General features: G+C 46.5%; 9 protein-coding genes. 4 read left to right on the plus strand and 5 right to left on the minus strand.

What is annotated here, in order from left to right:
* Nucleotides 1-241: 241 nt before the first annotated feature.
* Nucleotides 242-1,648 carry a TldD/PmbA family protein gene (locus tag QUA71_RS27285; RefSeq protein ID WP_333223663.1) on the minus strand — a complete coding sequence of 469 codons (1,407 nt, stop codon included), beginning with the start codon at nucleotides 1,646-1,648 and terminating at the stop codon, nucleotides 242-244.
* A gap of 268 nt (nucleotides 1,649-1,916) precedes the next feature.
* Between QUA71_RS27285 and QUA71_RS27290 the strand changes: the two genes are divergently transcribed.
* Nucleotides 1,917-3,533 (plus strand): HAMP domain-containing sensor histidine kinase, encoded by a 1,617-nt coding sequence (locus tag QUA71_RS27290; protein WP_333289922.1) that lies wholly within the window; start codon nucleotides 1,917-1,919, stop codon nucleotides 3,531-3,533.
* A gap of 168 nt (nucleotides 3,534-3,701) precedes the next feature.
* Here QUA71_RS27290 and QUA71_RS27295 read toward each other — a convergent pair whose 3' ends face one another.
* From QUA71_RS27295 to QUA71_RS27305, 3 genes are all read right to left on the minus strand, one after another.
* Complete coding sequence (locus tag QUA71_RS27295) at nucleotides 3,702-9,086, minus strand: AAA family ATPase (RefSeq protein ID WP_333289924.1); 5,385 nt, start codon at nucleotides 9,084-9,086, stop codon at nucleotides 3,702-3,704.
* 165 nt (nucleotides 9,087-9,251) lie between these two features.
* On the minus strand, nucleotides 9,252-10,778 hold the full coding sequence (locus QUA71_RS27300; RefSeq protein WP_333289926.1) for a UDP-N-acetylmuramoyl-L-alanyl-D-glutamate--2,6-diaminopimelate ligase: 1,527 nt from the start codon (nucleotides 10,776-10,778) through the stop codon (nucleotides 9,252-9,254).
* Nucleotides 10,779-10,978: 200 nt separating this feature from the next.
* The gene (locus QUA71_RS27305; RefSeq protein ID WP_333289935.1) at nucleotides 10,979-11,284 is read right to left on the minus strand and encodes a glutaredoxin family protein; all 306 of its coding nucleotides are present in this window, start codon (nucleotides 11,282-11,284) and stop codon (nucleotides 10,979-10,981) included.
* A 351-nt stretch (nucleotides 11,285-11,635) separates the two neighbouring features.
* On the opposite strand from QUA71_RS27305, the gene QUA71_RS27310 reads away from it, so the two are divergent.
* The 3 genes from QUA71_RS27310 (at nucleotide 11,636) to QUA71_RS27320 (ending at nucleotide 14,930) form a co-directional block, all read left to right on the plus strand.
* Entirely contained in the window at nucleotides 11,636-12,913 is a 1,278-nt protein-coding gene (locus QUA71_RS27310) for an ATP-dependent DNA ligase (RefSeq protein WP_333289927.1), read from the plus strand.
* Between the two features lie 90 nt (nucleotides 12,914-13,003).
* Nucleotides 13,004-13,579 (plus strand): Uma2 family endonuclease, encoded by a 576-nt coding sequence (locus tag QUA71_RS27315; protein ID WP_333289929.1) that lies wholly within the window; start codon nucleotides 13,004-13,006, stop codon nucleotides 13,577-13,579.
* A 109-nt stretch (nucleotides 13,580-13,688) separates the two neighbouring features.
* Complete coding sequence (locus QUA71_RS27320; protein WP_333289931.1) at nucleotides 13,689-14,930, plus strand: exonuclease SbcCD subunit D; 1,242 nt, start codon at nucleotides 13,689-13,691, stop codon at nucleotides 14,928-14,930.
* 84 nt (nucleotides 14,931-15,014) lie between these two features.
* Here QUA71_RS27320 and fmt read toward each other — a convergent pair whose 3' ends face one another.
* Nucleotides 15,015-16,013 (minus strand): methionyl-tRNA formyltransferase, encoded by a 999-nt coding sequence (gene fmt, locus QUA71_RS27325; RefSeq protein WP_333289933.1) that lies wholly within the window; start codon nucleotides 16,011-16,013, stop codon nucleotides 15,015-15,017.
* Nucleotides 16,014-16,285: the final 272 nt, after the last annotated feature.

Raw genomic sequence — 16,285 nt, forward strand, 5'->3', positions numbered from 1 at the left:
GTTTCGCTCCGGCACAGCCGGAGCAAGATTAAGGGATACTTCCAGTCTAGGGCTTAACCGCCTTGGCGGTTGCTATAGTTGACGACTCAAGGCATAATTGTTCGCTATTCCGGTTTTTTTGGCCAATCTCGTCACAATATCAGACACCACAAACGGGCGCGAAATGTTGCACTCAAAAAATAAAGGTAAAGCGCGAGTAGGAATCTGGCGCTTTACCTTTATTTTTTAAACTTTTGAAGCTTTAATCTTCTTCCGCAGCTTCGCCACCAACAACGACATCGCGAATCCGCAAACTCGGGCCGCCGCAGCCCACGGGCAAACCGCTTTGTCCTGCCTTGCCGCAGCCGCCGGATTCATCCCAGTAGAAATCGTCGCCGATCGCCTCAATATCGGCTAAAGTGCTGAAAACATTACCCGAAAGGGTAACATCCCGCACCGGATTGTCGAGTTTTCCGTCACGGATCATCCAAGCTTCGCCGGCACTAAAAGTAAACATTTCGCCGTTAGTCATGCCGCCTTGCCAATTGCGCGCATAAACTCCTTCTTTGATACCAGAAAATAAGTCAGCAACTGGCGTGTCACCCCGTTCGATCCAAGTATTCGTCATGCGGACGATCGGCGGATAATGATAATTCAAACAGCGAGCATTGCCAGTAGGCGTTTCTCCCAACTTGCCCGCAGTTTCCCGCGAGTGCAGCCGCCCGACTAAAGCGCCGTCTTTAATTAACTGAGTAGTAGTCGCCGGAGTGCCTTCATCGTCGTAGAAATAGCTGCCCCGGTGTCCCTCTGGCGCTGCACCGTCGAAAATTTGCAAGTTTTTGGGGCCGAACTGGCGGCCGAGGGTCATAATTTCCAAAATGTCGGGATTTTCGTAGGCCATGTCGGCTTCGGAAAGGTGTCCGAAGGCTTCGTGGACGAATAATCCGGTCAAAATCGGGTCGATGACGACGGTGTAAGTGTTGCCTTGGACGGGGGGTAAGGCTAGGGAATCTACGGCTCTCTGGGCGGCGCTGCGAACTTGAACATCGAGATCGGTTAAGTCTTCGTAAGCTTTGCGGGAACCAGTGGTTTCGCGGCCGGTTTGTACGGTTTCCCCGCTGCGGGCGGTGGCGGCAAAGCGCATTTCCATGTCTGCCCAACCTTGTTCGAGCATGGTGCCTTCGGAGGTGGCGAGGATTATCCGCTGGGTGCTGTCGCCGTAGCGCACGGAGATTGTGGCGATGCGGGGGTCAATGCTGCGGAGAATCGCCGCGTAGCGATCGCACAATTGCTTTTTGTCAATTAGGGGAACCAGACGGGGGTCTGTTCCTGTCAGCGGCAGCAAGCAAATGTCTTGTACTGGGGTAACTGGCGCCAGGATCGTTTCTTCTTCGCCGATCAGTTTGGCCGCGGCGATGGCTTCTTCGATTCTTTCGGCGAGGGTGGAAAGTCGGTTAAAACTGGCAAAGCCCCAGCCGCCTTTATGACAAGCTCTGACTTGGCCGCCAATTGAGACTCCTTCGCTGAGGGTTTCAATTTTTTCGCCCCGCAGCAGGATGTCGGTGCCTTCGGCTTCTTCCAGTCGAATTGCCAGATAATCGACTTGGTGACGGTAGCGTGCCATTAAGTCTGACAGCAGATTTTTCGAGTCGGCGATCGAGGTGGGCATAAGGAAAGCACGGTGTTTAACTTACTTCATTTTGCACTTTTGTCAGGGCGATCGTGCAAAATATCGCCCCAAGCGCGGAGATTGCGGCTTATTGGTACGGTTCTGCCAATATCGTTAGTTGACAAATGTGGATATCCTGTGAGTTAGGAGGAAGGTGCAAGAAATTATGCGGGATTTTTCGATCGTGCTAGTGCTTGACTCCTAACTCCTGAACTTTCCTATACATAAATACTTCACCCTTCATGCCTCCGAAGGTGGGTTTATAACTGTGAATACTTACTTTTTACCGACAATAAGCGAAATTTTAGCCTCCGAAGGCCAAGAAAATGACCTGAGTCTCTTTGATGCTAAGTTGGCGGGAGAAAACAACCGCCATCGGTGTCCTGCAAGCCGTGGGGCTTCTCGGCTGAAAGCTGAACAGGAATGGTACGGAGCGATCGCAGCTTTGAATCAAATGCTCGATCGCCAAAAATCAGGACAAAAAACAGATGCCGATCGAGCAAATTGTCGATCGACAATCCCCAATTCCTGTCAGGGATTGGTTTTGTCGGGCCCGTCTTCCGTTTTGACTGACCCCGCTTTGGCTTCGGGCTTTGCCAATTGGATTTTTACCAGTATGCCCGACAACGATGCAGCTTTGTGGTCTTTTCGGGCGAGACAAACTTTAGCTTTACTGCCGGCGGCTGAGGTGCAAATATCTGTGCCTGCGGCGGCCCCGGCTTTGGCTTTGGCAAGTGGCGATCCCTTAGCCAACGAGCAGTTTTGTTTGGTTTTAACTGCTAGTTTTAGCTTGGTGATGGTTTTGGGTGAAAATTCTGCGGGAATTCCGGCTTTTCTATTTTCTTTCGACCCGCAAGTAGTCGCCAAAGCTTGGGAGGTTTTGCGGCGCAGGGTGACTGAAAGCGACAGTTTGCTTGCCAATTCTGACGGCAGCTTCAATTTACCAGTTAGCCAATTAACTAATAATTCTACTAAATTAGACGCGCTGTTCCAGCAGTTTTTGCCTGTTGCTCCAAATTATCAAACAGTGATGCAGTTCAGCCGCTTGCTGTTGAATAATTTGCCAGTTGGGAAAGAGGAAGCAGGCAGGGTAAAGGATGAAAGAATTGATGATGGTTTGAACTCTAGGCATAAAAAGTTATCGGCTACAGATATCAACTGCAAATCGGCAATTCCTCTCGCTACTAAAGAGGTGGAATTGCTACAGGCGATCGCCCACGAAGTCCGCACTCCTTTGGCTACCATTCGCACGCTGACTCGGCTGCTGCTGAAGCGCCCCAAACTCGATCCGGTAGTGATCAAGCGTTTGGAAATGATTGATGCTGAGTGTACCGCTCAGATCGATCGCTTCGGTTTAATTTTCCGCGCCGTGGAATTGGAAATGTCGCAAGCTAAAAATTCTGGGGTGCAGCTAACAGCAATGTCCCTAGGCGAAGTGCTGCAAAATAGCATTCCTCGCTGGCAAAAACAGGCGACTGTGCGAAACCACACTTTGGAAGTTATTGTGCCGAAAAAGTTGCCTGCGGTAGTCAGCGATCCGACGATGTTGGATCAGGTTTTAACTAATTTGATTGAGAATTTTACTCGAACTTTGCCCTCTGGGAGTCGCATTCAGGTGGAGGTGACATTGGCGGGCGATCAATTAAAGTTGCAGTTGGAATCGGAACACCTACCTGAAGATAATGGCGCATCGACTTTTGCCGCTAAGGCAAATGGTCCTTTGCGATCGATCGGGCCTTTGTTGATGGTGCAGCCGGAGACGGGAAGTTTGAGTTTAAATTTGAGCGTGACTAAGAATTTATTTCGGGCTGCTGGCGGGAAGTTGGTAATTCGCCAGCGGCCACAAAAGGGTGAGGTGATGACGGTATTTTTGCCGCTGCAATAGTCAGTTGTCAGTTGTTCGTTGTCAGTTGTCGGTTGTCCTATCAATTCCGGTTGCATCGGAATGATTTAACCGCAGAGGACGCAGAGAACGCAGAGGAAGAGAAGAGAGAGAGATTAATAATATAGGTCAACAACTAACAACGGACAACGGACAACTGACAACTAACCTTCAACCAATTAAAATCTCAATGACAAACTCCGTTCCTTTTCCCAGTGAAGAAATACAAGTCAGTTTACCGCCGTGTTTTTCTTCTACAATTTGACGCGCGATCGCCAGTCCTAACCCAGTTCCTTTGCCCACGTCTTTTGTGGTAAATAGATGGTCAAAAATCCGATTTTTGACCTCTTCAGACATTCCCTTTCCGTTATCGGCGATGGAAATTTTTACATTTTCCCTTTCTAGTTTTGTCCGAATAGTAATTTGATTGGGGTTGGCTTGAATCTCGGCAAAAGTACGTCCTTGATTGGATTCTTCTAAGGCATCTATCGCATTGGCCAACAGATTCATAAATACCTGGTTTAATTGTCCCAAATAACATTTTACTTTTGGAACATTGCCGTAGTCTTTAATAATTTTAATTTCAGGATGCTTGTCGTTCGCTTTCAGGCGATGGCGTAAAATCATCAAAGTGCTATTGAGTCCTTCGTGGATATTAGCCTCAACTTTATGTGCCGTATCGGCGCGAGAGAAAGTGCGGAGGGAAGTGCTGATGTTTTTGATGCGCTCGCATCCTATTTTCATGGAACTCAACATTTTGGGTAAATCTTCTACTAGATAATCTAAATCTATTTGCTCTGCTTTCTCAATCAATTCTGCTTCCGGTTGAGGAAACTTTTCTTGATAGAGGCGCAAATAATCAATTAAGTCTTGAACTCCAGCATGAGCTTCATTAATGTTCCCGGAAATAAAACCAACGGGGTTGTTAATTTCATGGGCAACCCCTGCCACTAGATTACCTAATGCTGACATCTTTTCACTTTGGATCATTTGCATCTGAGTTTGCTGAAGTTCATTCAAAGTCTGCTGCACTTGGTGATAGAGACGGGCATTCTCCAGAGCGATCGCCGCTTGACTAGAGAGAAAATTCAGCACTAGGACGCGATCGCGACTAAACACTCCACTGGTTATCCGATTTTCTAGATACAAAATGCCGACCAAATTCCCCTGATTTAGAATTGGCAAACCCAGCAAACTCTGTGGTTGGTGGTACTCTAAATAATCGTCAATCACAGGCAGAGCGGTTTTGAGCTGATCGATGACAACTGTTGCTAGGGTGTTTTTTACATAGTGGATTAATTTAACCGGAACGGTAGGATTGTTCTCTAAGGCTTCAGTTTGCAGGCTAATGTATTCCCCGGTAGCCATCGCCTGCACTTGGCATTGTCGATCTTGGCAGAGCATCAGCGTACAGCGATCGGCTCCCGAGTTTTGTAACATGGTTTGGGTCACAATTTGCAACAACTCATCCAGGTCGATCGTGCTGGAGATGACTTGGGAGATTTGCAGCAGGGTAGAAAAATCTAGAGCCTGGTTGATGGAGGTACTGGAGCTAGTGTGGTGGGCGCTCGAATGAAAGGAGTAGGTTGAATTGGTGAGGGTGGATAGGGTTTCTAAAATAGAGACGGGTTGGGCTGCCTGTTGTAAGATGGGGCGCAGCAAATCGGGATAACGTTTTTCTAGGTCATCGGTTTTTGCTTTTGCTCCCCAGCGGGCGTAACAATAGTAGGCTTCCTGCATATAGCCTGCGGCAACTTTTTCTTTGCCCCAATTGAGGTAGAATTTAGCGGCGAGTTCGTTGGCTAAGGCTTCTTCGTTGAGGAATTGGTTTTCTTTAGCGAGGAAGATCGCGCCATCGTAGAGGTCGATCGCCTCTGCTTTGTTACCTAAAATTCGTTGCTGTTCGGCTCGAATTAAATCGCATTTGTGGCCAAAGTTCGTGGGTGCATGAGTTGCCCAGTTAGTAAGTTGCTCAAGATCCTTCGTAACCGCTTCACTAATTGGCAAGGTGTTTGTGTTTGCGAGTAACGTCAGTGCATGATAGAAATAAAAGACTCCATAGAACACAGTTCCGATAATGCCACCAATAGTTTTCTCGGCAATTTGAGCTATCTCCAGAGCTTCCTGGGGTTGCCCAAAATGGTAAGCCAGAATCAATTTATGAGCATAGACGCTCCCGATCGAGTAAGTATCTCCCGCTGACTGATGCTGGGGTAATCGCGTCGTTTCATCGTAAGCTTCTCCAATCAGTTTCTGGGGTTCGTCGGCTTCACCTGTCCAATTTAAGACTGCCTGTTGCACAATTTGCTGAAAATTTAGAGCTGTTGTTTGTTTGAGCTGGGCGATCGCCTCTGCATAGGTTTGCATCTCTTCTCCCAGTTGTAGAAGTTCATTTCCCGCAGCATAAGCGAGTTGACAGCGGTTATAGGCACAGTAAGCCGCGAACTCCAAATCTCCCGTTTCCAAACCCCCTTGATAGCCTTCCAGCAGAGGCATCAGTACAGTGTGCATCGGCTCCTGCCAAATGCGAACAAATGGATAAACTAAATTGAAAATTTTCGCTTTAAAACTCGATGCTTTAAACATTTCCATCAAGGCGATCGCGATATCAGCAGCATGATTTCCGGCTACAATTTGCCCACCATATGCACAAAGAATTAGTCCATAGGTTGAATAAGCATAGGGTGTTTGGATCGCATTTCCAAACTGAAGTGACAATTCAATTTGTTTGAGTACAATCAAGGGATAGAGGGCTGGCGAACCGATATAGGCTGCTGAAGCCATACTGCTGAGAATATTCATTGCAGCCAGCTTCTGCGGATCGCTCATCTTTGCTGAATTCATCACATCCACACTCATCAGTCGATCGCCAATAGCATTGAGAGCAGGGGCTACCATTTCTTGGGTGGGATGTTCTGGCAACTCCACATCCAACTCTTGAAGGATTGCCCGTGCCACCTGAATCGCCTCTGATAATTGATTGCGGGCAATCAAGGATTGAATTTTGATTTCTAAGACTTTAACTTGTTCTAGGGGGTTGGACGTATGTTGGAGAACTGCCTCGACGCAAGCATCTACCCGCTCAAATGCGCCAATCAGACAGGCTGAATTAGCAGCTTCAATGTGTAGTTCTGAAGTAAGAATGGGCTGTCTGATCCATTGATCGGAACTGTCCGTGGCTAAAAGTTGCAGCCCTATCTCACAGTATTGAGCCGATGCTGGGTAAGCAGCCGAAAGCCGTGCTTTACGTGCAGCCATCAAATTGAGATTGGCTACATGGTCTCGCCGATCCTGAATTGCAATGCGATCGATGCCCAGATTAAATTGACTGACAATCGCAAAAATTCTCTCGTCTAGTTGCTCTGCTGAGGTTCGAGCCAATAGCAATTGCCCAATGTGCAAATGGACGGATTGTTTTTGGTCTTCAGGAATCAGGGAATAGGCGGCTTGCTGGACGCGATCGTGGAGAAACTTGTAATTCACCACCTGGGAATTTTGTGCCTGTTCCTGTTTTTCCTGCCCCATATAAAACTTGTACACTTCACTTTCAGGCAGGATTAACTCCTCTTGCAATGCCTTCCACAAATCCGCCGCCGTTTCCGTTGCCAATTGCTCAGAAACAACGGCCAAAGTACCCAAATCAAATTGATTGCCAATACAAGCCGCCAACTTTAAGACCTTCTGAGTCGCTGGCGGCAATTTTTGCAACTGCAACGCCATAAAGTCAACGATATCATCCGTCACTGCTAATGCTTTTACTTTGGCAATGTCGCATTGCCAATTGCCCTCATCAAAGTCAAACTGAATCAGCCCCTCATCGTGCAGCATTTTCAGGAATTGCACGCTAAAAAATGGATTGCCTTTGGTTTTTGGATAAATTAGTTGAGTTAATGGTTGTGCGATTTCGGGCGAACAGCTAAGCGTATCGGCAACGAGTTGATTTAAACTCGTTTCAGTCAGAGGGGCTAATGTAATCGTTTTGATGGCAGCTTGTGATTTCCCAATCTCCTCTAACGCCAACATCAAAGGATGAGCGGCAGAAACTTCATTGTCGCGATAAGCTCCTATTAATAATAGATATCTGCCGTGTGACTCGCTCATCAACAACTGCATCAATTTCAAAGATGCCGCATCAGCCCACTGCAAATCATCGAGGAAAATTACTAAGGGATGTTCTTTTGTGGTGAATACTTGCAGGAATTTTTGAAATAGTAAATTAAAGCGGTTCTGTGCCGCCGTCTCAGACAGTTCTGTTGCGGTTTGCTGTTGGGAGATAATTTGCTCTAGTTCAGGAATTACTTCAATAATTACTTGCGCGCTGTCACCCAGCGCAGCTAAAATTTGGGTTTTCCAAGCTGCTAATTGAGCCTCGCTTTCACTCAGCAATTGACCCATTAATTCTCGAAATGCTTGGACAAAAGCTGAGAAGGGAATATTGCGATTAAATTGGTCAAACTTGCCTTTGATGAAGTAGCCGCGCTGGCGGACAATTGGTTTGTGAACTTCGTTAACAATGGCAGTTTTGCCAATGCCAGAAAAACCCGCCACGAGCATTAACTCGCGCCTTCCCTGGTTCCCAAAAAGAGTCTCGCAACCAGAGATGCGATCGAACGCTGCCAATAATTGGGCAACTTCGCTTTTTCTGCCGTAGAGTTTCTCTGGTATGATGAACCGCTCGCAAACATCCCGTTGCGCGATCGCAAAGCTTTCTATCTTACCACTTTCTTCTAATTGACGCAAACAAAATTCTAAATCAAATTTCAGCCCCAAAGCACTCTGATAACGGTCTTCGGCATTCTTCGCCATCAATTTCATCACGATGTCCCACAGAACTTGGGGAATTCCTTCCCTTGTGTTTTCGTTAAGGGGCGGCGGTTGTTTGGCAATATGAGAGTGTACCAATTCCATCGGATCGTTAGATTGAAACGGCAACTCTCCCGTCAGCAATTCATAAAAACTGACACCCAAAGAATAAAAATCTGTGCGGTAGTCAATGCCGCGATTCATCCTTCCTGTTTGTTCAGGAGACAAATAGCTTAGTGTCCCTTCTAGCACGTTGGGACTCATCACCATTTGAGTTTCTCGCGGTAGCAAAGATGCAATACTAAAGTCAATGAGTTTGACTTGTTTAGTCTCAGGATTAATTAAAATATTGGCTGGTTTAATATCTTTGTGAATGATGCGGTGGCGGTAAAGTATATCTAATGTATTGCTTAGGTCGATCGCTATTTGGAAAAAATCCACCAGAGATTGTACCGTTTTTCCTGTCCCTGTCCATTGGTTCAGAGAAATGCCCCCGAAGTCTTCCACAATCAGCGCATAGCCGTTCCGGTAGGCTTCCAAGCTGTAGGTTTGGATGATTCCGGGCAAATTCAGGTTTTTGGCGATCGTGTATTGATTGCGAAATTGCAAGAGTTCGCTAAATTTGGGATACTCGTTCCGCAATACTTTGATGATGACAGATTTTTTGTCGCAGAGGCGAGAGCCGCGATAAACTAGGGTGCGAGTGCCTGAGTAAATTCTATCGAGAATTTGATACCCAGTTAGTTCTATCATAGCAAGAATTTTTTATAAAAATATTGGATATTACTATTATAATCTAGTGCAACTCAGATTCTTCTTTCGTATTAATACTTAAAAACATAACAAATTTCTCAGCCTGCGAACACCTAACTGTTAAGGGTTAACCGACTTCGCTTAACCCTTAACAGTTAACCGAATTCAGTTAACCGAATTCATTCTGGCTTTCAAGGCATCTCGCGCTTGTTCTCGATCGTCAAAATGGACTTTTTCGGTGCCCAAAATCTGATAATCTTCGTGTCCCTTTCCTGCAATCAGCACGCCATCTCCCGGTTTAGCCTCCATAATAGCAGTGCGAATTGCAGCGGCTCGATCGGACAAAACCATCGGCTTTACTGCGGCGGGAATTCCTGCTAAAATATCCTCCAAAATGCGATCGGGATTTTCCGTGCGCGGGTTGTCGGAAGTAACAACAGCTAGATCGGCTAATTCTGCAACGATTTTACCCATGATCGGGCGTTTCGTGCGATCGCGATCGCCACCGCAGCCAAACACGCAAATCATCTGACCCGGAATAAACGGCCGCGACGCTTTCAGCAAGTTCTCCAAACTGTCTGGAGTGTGCGCGTAATCGACAATAACGCTAATATCTTGGTCGGGGCTAATTTGCACCCGTTCCATCCGTCCCGGTACTCCCGAAAACTGAGATAATTTCTCCACAATTGCGGACAAATCTAAACCCAATTCCAAAACAGCACCGACAGCAGCCAGCATATTTGATAAATTGAACTGACCGACTAAAGGCAAAGAAAAAGCAGTTTCGCCCTTGGGAGTGTGCAGCATTCCCTTAACTCCGTTGGGCTGATATTGCAAATCAAAAGCATACAAATCTGCCGTTTGGTGAACAGTGCTGTAACTCCAAACTCGGTCAGATTTGAGGGTTTCAACTATCCGCTGGCCGTAGGGGTCGTCAACATTAATTACAGCGCGATTTGCGAGGTAATTAGAACCGAATAAAAGCGATTTAGCCTCAAAATAATCTTCCATATCACGGTGATAATCTAGATGATCTTGAGTCAAGTTTGTAAAGACAGCAACTTCAAAACTACAGCCTAAAACTCGCTGCTGCGCTAAAGCGTGGGAACTGACTTCCATCACCCCGTGTTTGCATCCGGCTGCTACAGCTTCTGCTAATTGCTTTTGCAGGTCAACTGCAAAAGGTGTGGTGTAAAGTGCAGTTTGTTGGAAGCCCGGCCACCGAGTGTAAAGCGTGCCGAAAATCGCCGTCGGCAACTGCATTTGATTAAGCAGAAATTCGATTAAATGAGTTGTTGTAGTTTTGCCGTTAGTCCCGGTAACGCCGACAAGTTTTAATTTGCTCGCTGGATTGCCGTAAAAAGCAGTTGCGATTTGACCGCAAACTTGAGCCATATCCGCTGCTGCGATGACGCAGGGAGCATCTTCTAGCCCCCCCTTAGCAAGGGGGGGTTGGGGGGGTGTTTTCTCGGCTGCTTGGGTGGAAATTATGGCGGCAAGTGCACCAGATTCGATCGCACTTTGCCAAAAATCTCCCCCATCTACCCGAGTTCCCGGCATTCCCAAAAATAAATCGCCCGCCTGACAAGCGTGGGAATTAGTGGATAAACCCTTGACTTCGGCATCGAGGGCGGGATGTTGCGCGTCAAAGGAAATGCTGGGAACTGCTGCTAATAATTCTCTCAATTTCATCTGAAAAACTCCTCGCTTGAATGTCTTGAATATGACTGGCGGAACACATTGTTTGAGCCACTATCTACAGGTTTTTGCTGTGCGCGGTGCAAACCCTAGGGATTTTTATATGCGCGCCGTAAAATCTCTCTACCTAGAGTAAGCTGCACACCGAGCACCCCGAGGTCAGGATTAAAACCTGAGTTTTTGGGTAAATCGTATTATTTTGACCGATCCATTTGCAAATATTTCTGTAACATTTGCTCCAATTGGGCGACGCTACAGCGGGGAGAAGGGCGGGGTAACAGTTCTTCAGCGGAGAATGCAGACTCGCCAACAAAATTTTGGGGCTGGGGCTGCACTTTAAACAAAACTGGAACTTCGTACTGATAAGCTTGAAACCAGTCATCGCGTTCGGTAATATCTCTGACCTCGAGTTGAAACTTGAGGCTTTCAATCTGTTCGAGTTTTTCTTGCAACCCTTCGCACAAGTGGCATCCGGGTTTGCTGTACAAAATCAATCGCATCATAACAGTAAGATTAAACTCGATCTTAAATTCTCAAACCTGCGATCGCCAGTGGGCGAACTCAACGCGAGTAAGACGCAACTCACGGCTTTATTGGTCGCAATACGCGATCGAAGTTATCTTAGCATTGGCAGCGAACAGATTACCGCGCTTGACAATCAAAACACTACAACCCCGTACCTCTCTTTCTTCTCTTCCTCTGTGCCCTCTGCGCCTCTGCGGTTAAAAAATAAATCTAGTTCACAAATGAGAGAGTTAAATTTCTTCACACCACCTAATTGTTAAATTCAACTTGACTAATAAATCAATCATTAGTATAGTATATAAATAGCCCTACATAAAGGAGGCAGTATGGACTGCACCGAATACGCAGAAGCCAAGCGAAAAGCAGCTAAAAAAATTAGCGCCGACATTCGAGAACGCTGGAACAATCGCATCGTGACGCGAGGATTGCACTTGATGGGAGAAGCGGGGGCAGTGCAGTATTTGGCTGATTATGGGCGCGGAATTGGTACGGCAAAAGTTATTGGTTTTGCACTGTGCGCGGAGTCGGAAGGATACCCGGAAATGGCGATCGGCTTTTGGAAAAGAGCGTTTGAATTAGAAAGCCCAGAAAAGCCGATCGCCCTGACTCCTCCAAACAAATCCAGCACCAATCTTGCTGCTGCTGCAAAATCAACTACCGCTGCCAAAATAGAGACTGTTAATAACCCCGTAATTCCCGAATTGCCGCCGCACTTACAGCCGGGAAAAATTGTCACGATGCAGCCGGTGGACGCGCCGAGTGAACGTTCTTATTACATCGAAAACCCCGATTATTGGGGACAGCCAAAGCGCGACGGCAATCGAGTAGTTGTCATCGCGACGCCAGATAAAGTATACTACCAATCGCGATCGACTAACCTGCGGCAACAGGCATCGGTTGAGATCGATCGCACATTAATCGACACAGCCGCTAAAATTGGCACCTTTGTTTTAGACGGCGAACTGTATTACAAAAGCTGTACGGGTAGCGAACACCGCACGGGCGCGCAAGCTGCTACTGTTAATATTGAAAGTGGCTTTCCTACAACCCAGCCCAACGCAATTTATGCTATTTTTAAAAGTTTGTTTTTCAAAGGCAATGATTTAACTACCGTGGCAGAATCCGAACGGATTGCAGCGGGAGTTGAAGTTGGCGAAATGCTGGCAAATTTATCCCCAGCCTTTGAAGTTGTACCGACATTTCGCACCACCACCGAAAAACTCGTACTGGCAAATCAGCAGGAATCTGAAAATAAAGAAGGCGAAGTTTGGGTGTTGCACCACTGTCACTATGTCGGCGGAAAAGATGTTAAGAAATATCCGATGGTGAGGACTAAATACTGTCAAGAACACGATTTGTTTATTGTGGGTTTGACGGCGACAAAAGTTGCGGGGCGGCCGTTTAGTGCCGTCAAAGTAGCGCAAGAAATTGATGGCCAATTAGTCCCCGTAGGAACCGTGGGAACCGGGTTTAGCGGAGAGGAAATGCAGGAAATTGCCCGACTCTACGAGGCTAACCCCAAAAGTGTCAAAATTAAAGTGCGATCGCAGGGTTTGACAGAAAGCGGCAAACTGTGGCACGCCCGATTTCTGGAGTTTTGTTAAATTTGTAGGGAAACGGCACTGCCGTTTCCTTCCCCCGAATATTTGAGTTCCAACACATAGTATCAGATAAACTCAGCGGAGTAAAAATCAATGGTTATCAGCAAAAACAATTTCTACATTTCTCCAGAAGAATACCTAGAAGGCGAGCGAGTAAGCCCGATCAAACACGAATACAGACGCGGACACGTTTATGCTATGACAGGGGCAAAAAAGCCTCACATTATTATTGGCAGTAATTTAGTTCGGCTGCTGGGAAATCATCTCCTGAATACGCCATGCTTAGTTCTGTCATCAGATATTAAAGTCCGACTGGAAGAGGCAAATTGCTATTACTATCCTGATGTAGCGGTGACTTGCGACGAAAGGGATACCTCAACTACTGAAGATTTCATTTTATATCCATTTTTAGTAGTTGAGGTATTGTCGCCTTCAACAGCAGCTTTTGACCGAGGTGATAAATTTGCAGATTACCAAACTTCTCCGAGTTTGGCAGAATACGTACTCATCACTCAATCTGAGATTAAAATAGAGTGTTTTCGACTCAATGCTGAGGCAAATTGGGTTTCTCAGACTTACCGACAAGGAGATGAGTTAGAGTTAATGAGTATAGATTTTCGCTGCCCGATCGCACAAGTTTATCAAAAAGTACCCGGCATCATATTGTGATCTATGAAAAAAAACTTTCTTTGGTTCGCAGTCAGGAATGCAAATCCTTCTTCTGAGGACTGAAGTCCTCACTAGGAACCGAAACGATAACTAACAAATAGAAAAAACAATGATTAAAATCTTACACCTTTCAGACATTCACATGGGCAGCGGCTTTTCTCACGGCCGGATTAATCCAGAAACCGGTTTAAATACGCGGCTGGAAGACTTCGCGGCGACGCTGAGCAAATGTATGGATAGAGCAATTTCTGAACCCGTAGATTTAGTTATATTCGGCGGCGATGCTTTCCCGGATTCGACGCCTCCACCGTTTGTGAAAGAGGCTTTTGCTCGCCAATTCAGCCGCTTGGTTGAGGCCCAAATTCCGACGGTTTTGCTAGTAGGAAATCACGACCAACATTCTCAGGGACAAGGTGGCGCGAGTTTGGGGATTTACCGGACTTTGGGGATACCTAAGTTTATTGTAGGCGATCGCCTAGACACTCACCTGATTCAAACCCGCAGCGGGCCCGTACAGGTGGTAACTTTGCCTTGGTTGACTCGATCGACCTTAATGACGCGAGCCGAGACTGAAAGCCTGTCTATGGGCGATGTTAACCAATTATTAACCGAAAAACTGACGATCGCAATGGAAGGCGAAATTCGCCGCCTCAACCCCGAGATACCAACCGTACTTTTAGCGCACTTAATGGCAGATAAAGCAAGTCTGGGCGCCGAACGTTTTTTAGCAGTTGGCAAAGGTTTTAACATACCCGTTTCCATGCTAACTCGCCCTTGTTTTGATTACGTTGCTCTCGGGCACGTTCACAAACACCAAAATCTCAACGCTTCCAACAATCCGCCCGTAATTTATCCGGGAAGTATCGAACGAGTTGATTTTAGCGAAGAGAAAGAAGATAAAGGTTTTGTGTTAGTTAATTTGGAACGGGGAAAAGCTGAGTGGGAATTTTGCCCTTTGCCAGTGCGGGTGTTTCAGACTATTAAAGTGAATGTTTCCGAATCGGAAAACCCGCAAGCCGAGTTAGTTAAAGCTATTGGGAAGAAGCAGATCGAAGACGCGGTTGTGAGATTAATTTACCAATTGCGATCGGAACAATTAGATTTAATCGACAACGGAGAATTGCACGCACTTCTCGGCGCAGCGCACAGCTACACCATTCAACCGGAATTAGTCAGTCAGTTAGCAAGGCCGCGGTTGCCAGAATTGAATGCTAATAATAGTATAGAACCGTTAGAAGCTTTGAAAACTTATCTGGCAAGTCGCGAAGATTTGAAAGATGTTGCTGAGAGTATGTTAGAGGCGGCACAAGGTTTGTTGGGCAATACGGAGGAAGTTTTGGTGGAATTTTAAGTCACCAATCGCGCATATAATTACAGGATGATTTTGCTTCCAAATATTGTAGGGTGGGTATCTTGCCCGCCCTAAATATACTATTTAACTCCCAAAAATCTCGCCCGCCGCCAACCGGGTTCCGTTGGCAAAATCCACCCCAGACTGCACCTTTTTCCCCGCTAACTGCACCTCCCGCAACAATAATAAACCATCACCGGTTTGGACGATCGCCCCCAAACCCTTCACAACCTTAACAACTTCCCCATTTGCGCCCGATAACTGATCCAAAACAGGCCATTCGCGTTCCAAAACTCTCAAATCTGGCGGTAATTGCAGCCAATATTCCGGCCCGACGGGCACAGTAGCTATCACCTTCAGAGAATTGCCGCGAAAAGTCGTCGTGCAATCCGGGAAAAAGCCCCTAACTTGATTGTGAAGGGCGATCGCACTTTTCGACCAATCCAGCACATAATCTGCACTCTTAATCATCGGCGCATAAGTCGCCTCAGCATCATCTTGAACAACAGCTTCAATTTTATCGTCCCTCAATTTCACCAAAGTTTCTATCAACAAATCCGCCCCAACTTCCGCCAACCTATCCGCCAAAGAATCAGCATTATCCAACAGCGAAATACCAGCAAAAGCCTTTAATAGCATCGCCCCAGTATCCATCCCAGCATCCATCAGCATAGTAGTAATTCCTGTTGTCTTTTCCCCGTCAAAAAGACAGCGCTGAATCGGTGCTGCACCGCGATACTTCGGCAAAATTGAACCGTGAACGTTAACGCAAGCCAAACTAGGAATATCCAGAATTTCTTGAGAAAGAATTTGACCGTAAGCCACCACCACAAACACATCCGCCTCCGCTTCCCGCAACTTAGCAAGCGTTTCCGCATCCTTCTTAATTCGGCGCGGCTGCCAAACCGGGAGACTGTGATTTAAAGCCACATCTTTTACAGGTGAAGGCATCAATTGATTCCCTCTTCCCCGACGTTTGTCCGGCTGAGTCACCACACCCACAACCTCAAATTCTGGGTGACTTAGCAAACTGGATAAAGTAGGAACAGCAAAATCGGGAGTGCCAAAAAAAACAATTTTCATATACTTTTAGTTAAGTAGAACTGCCAGAAAAAACCATAACATATTATAGAGGCGTGTTTAGCCAAAATCTATACAAGTCTGCCGTTTATAGTGAGGTGGGAGCGGGTTTTGATCGTTTGTCGAGGGGTTGTAAATATCAGGCGTGAACCCCCCTACATAGATGGTCAAATTCTTGGTAAAATCTTCAAAAAAACCTGTAGATACTGTCTTGACCTGTCAAGAGGTAGCGATCACATAATTGGGGTCGAAAGGCTTTTGGGATTTTAAAATAC

The organism is Microcoleus sp. MON1_C5, assembly GCF_036701875.1.
GTDB lineage: Bacteria > Cyanobacteriota > Cyanobacteriia > Cyanobacteriales > Microcoleaceae > Microcoleus.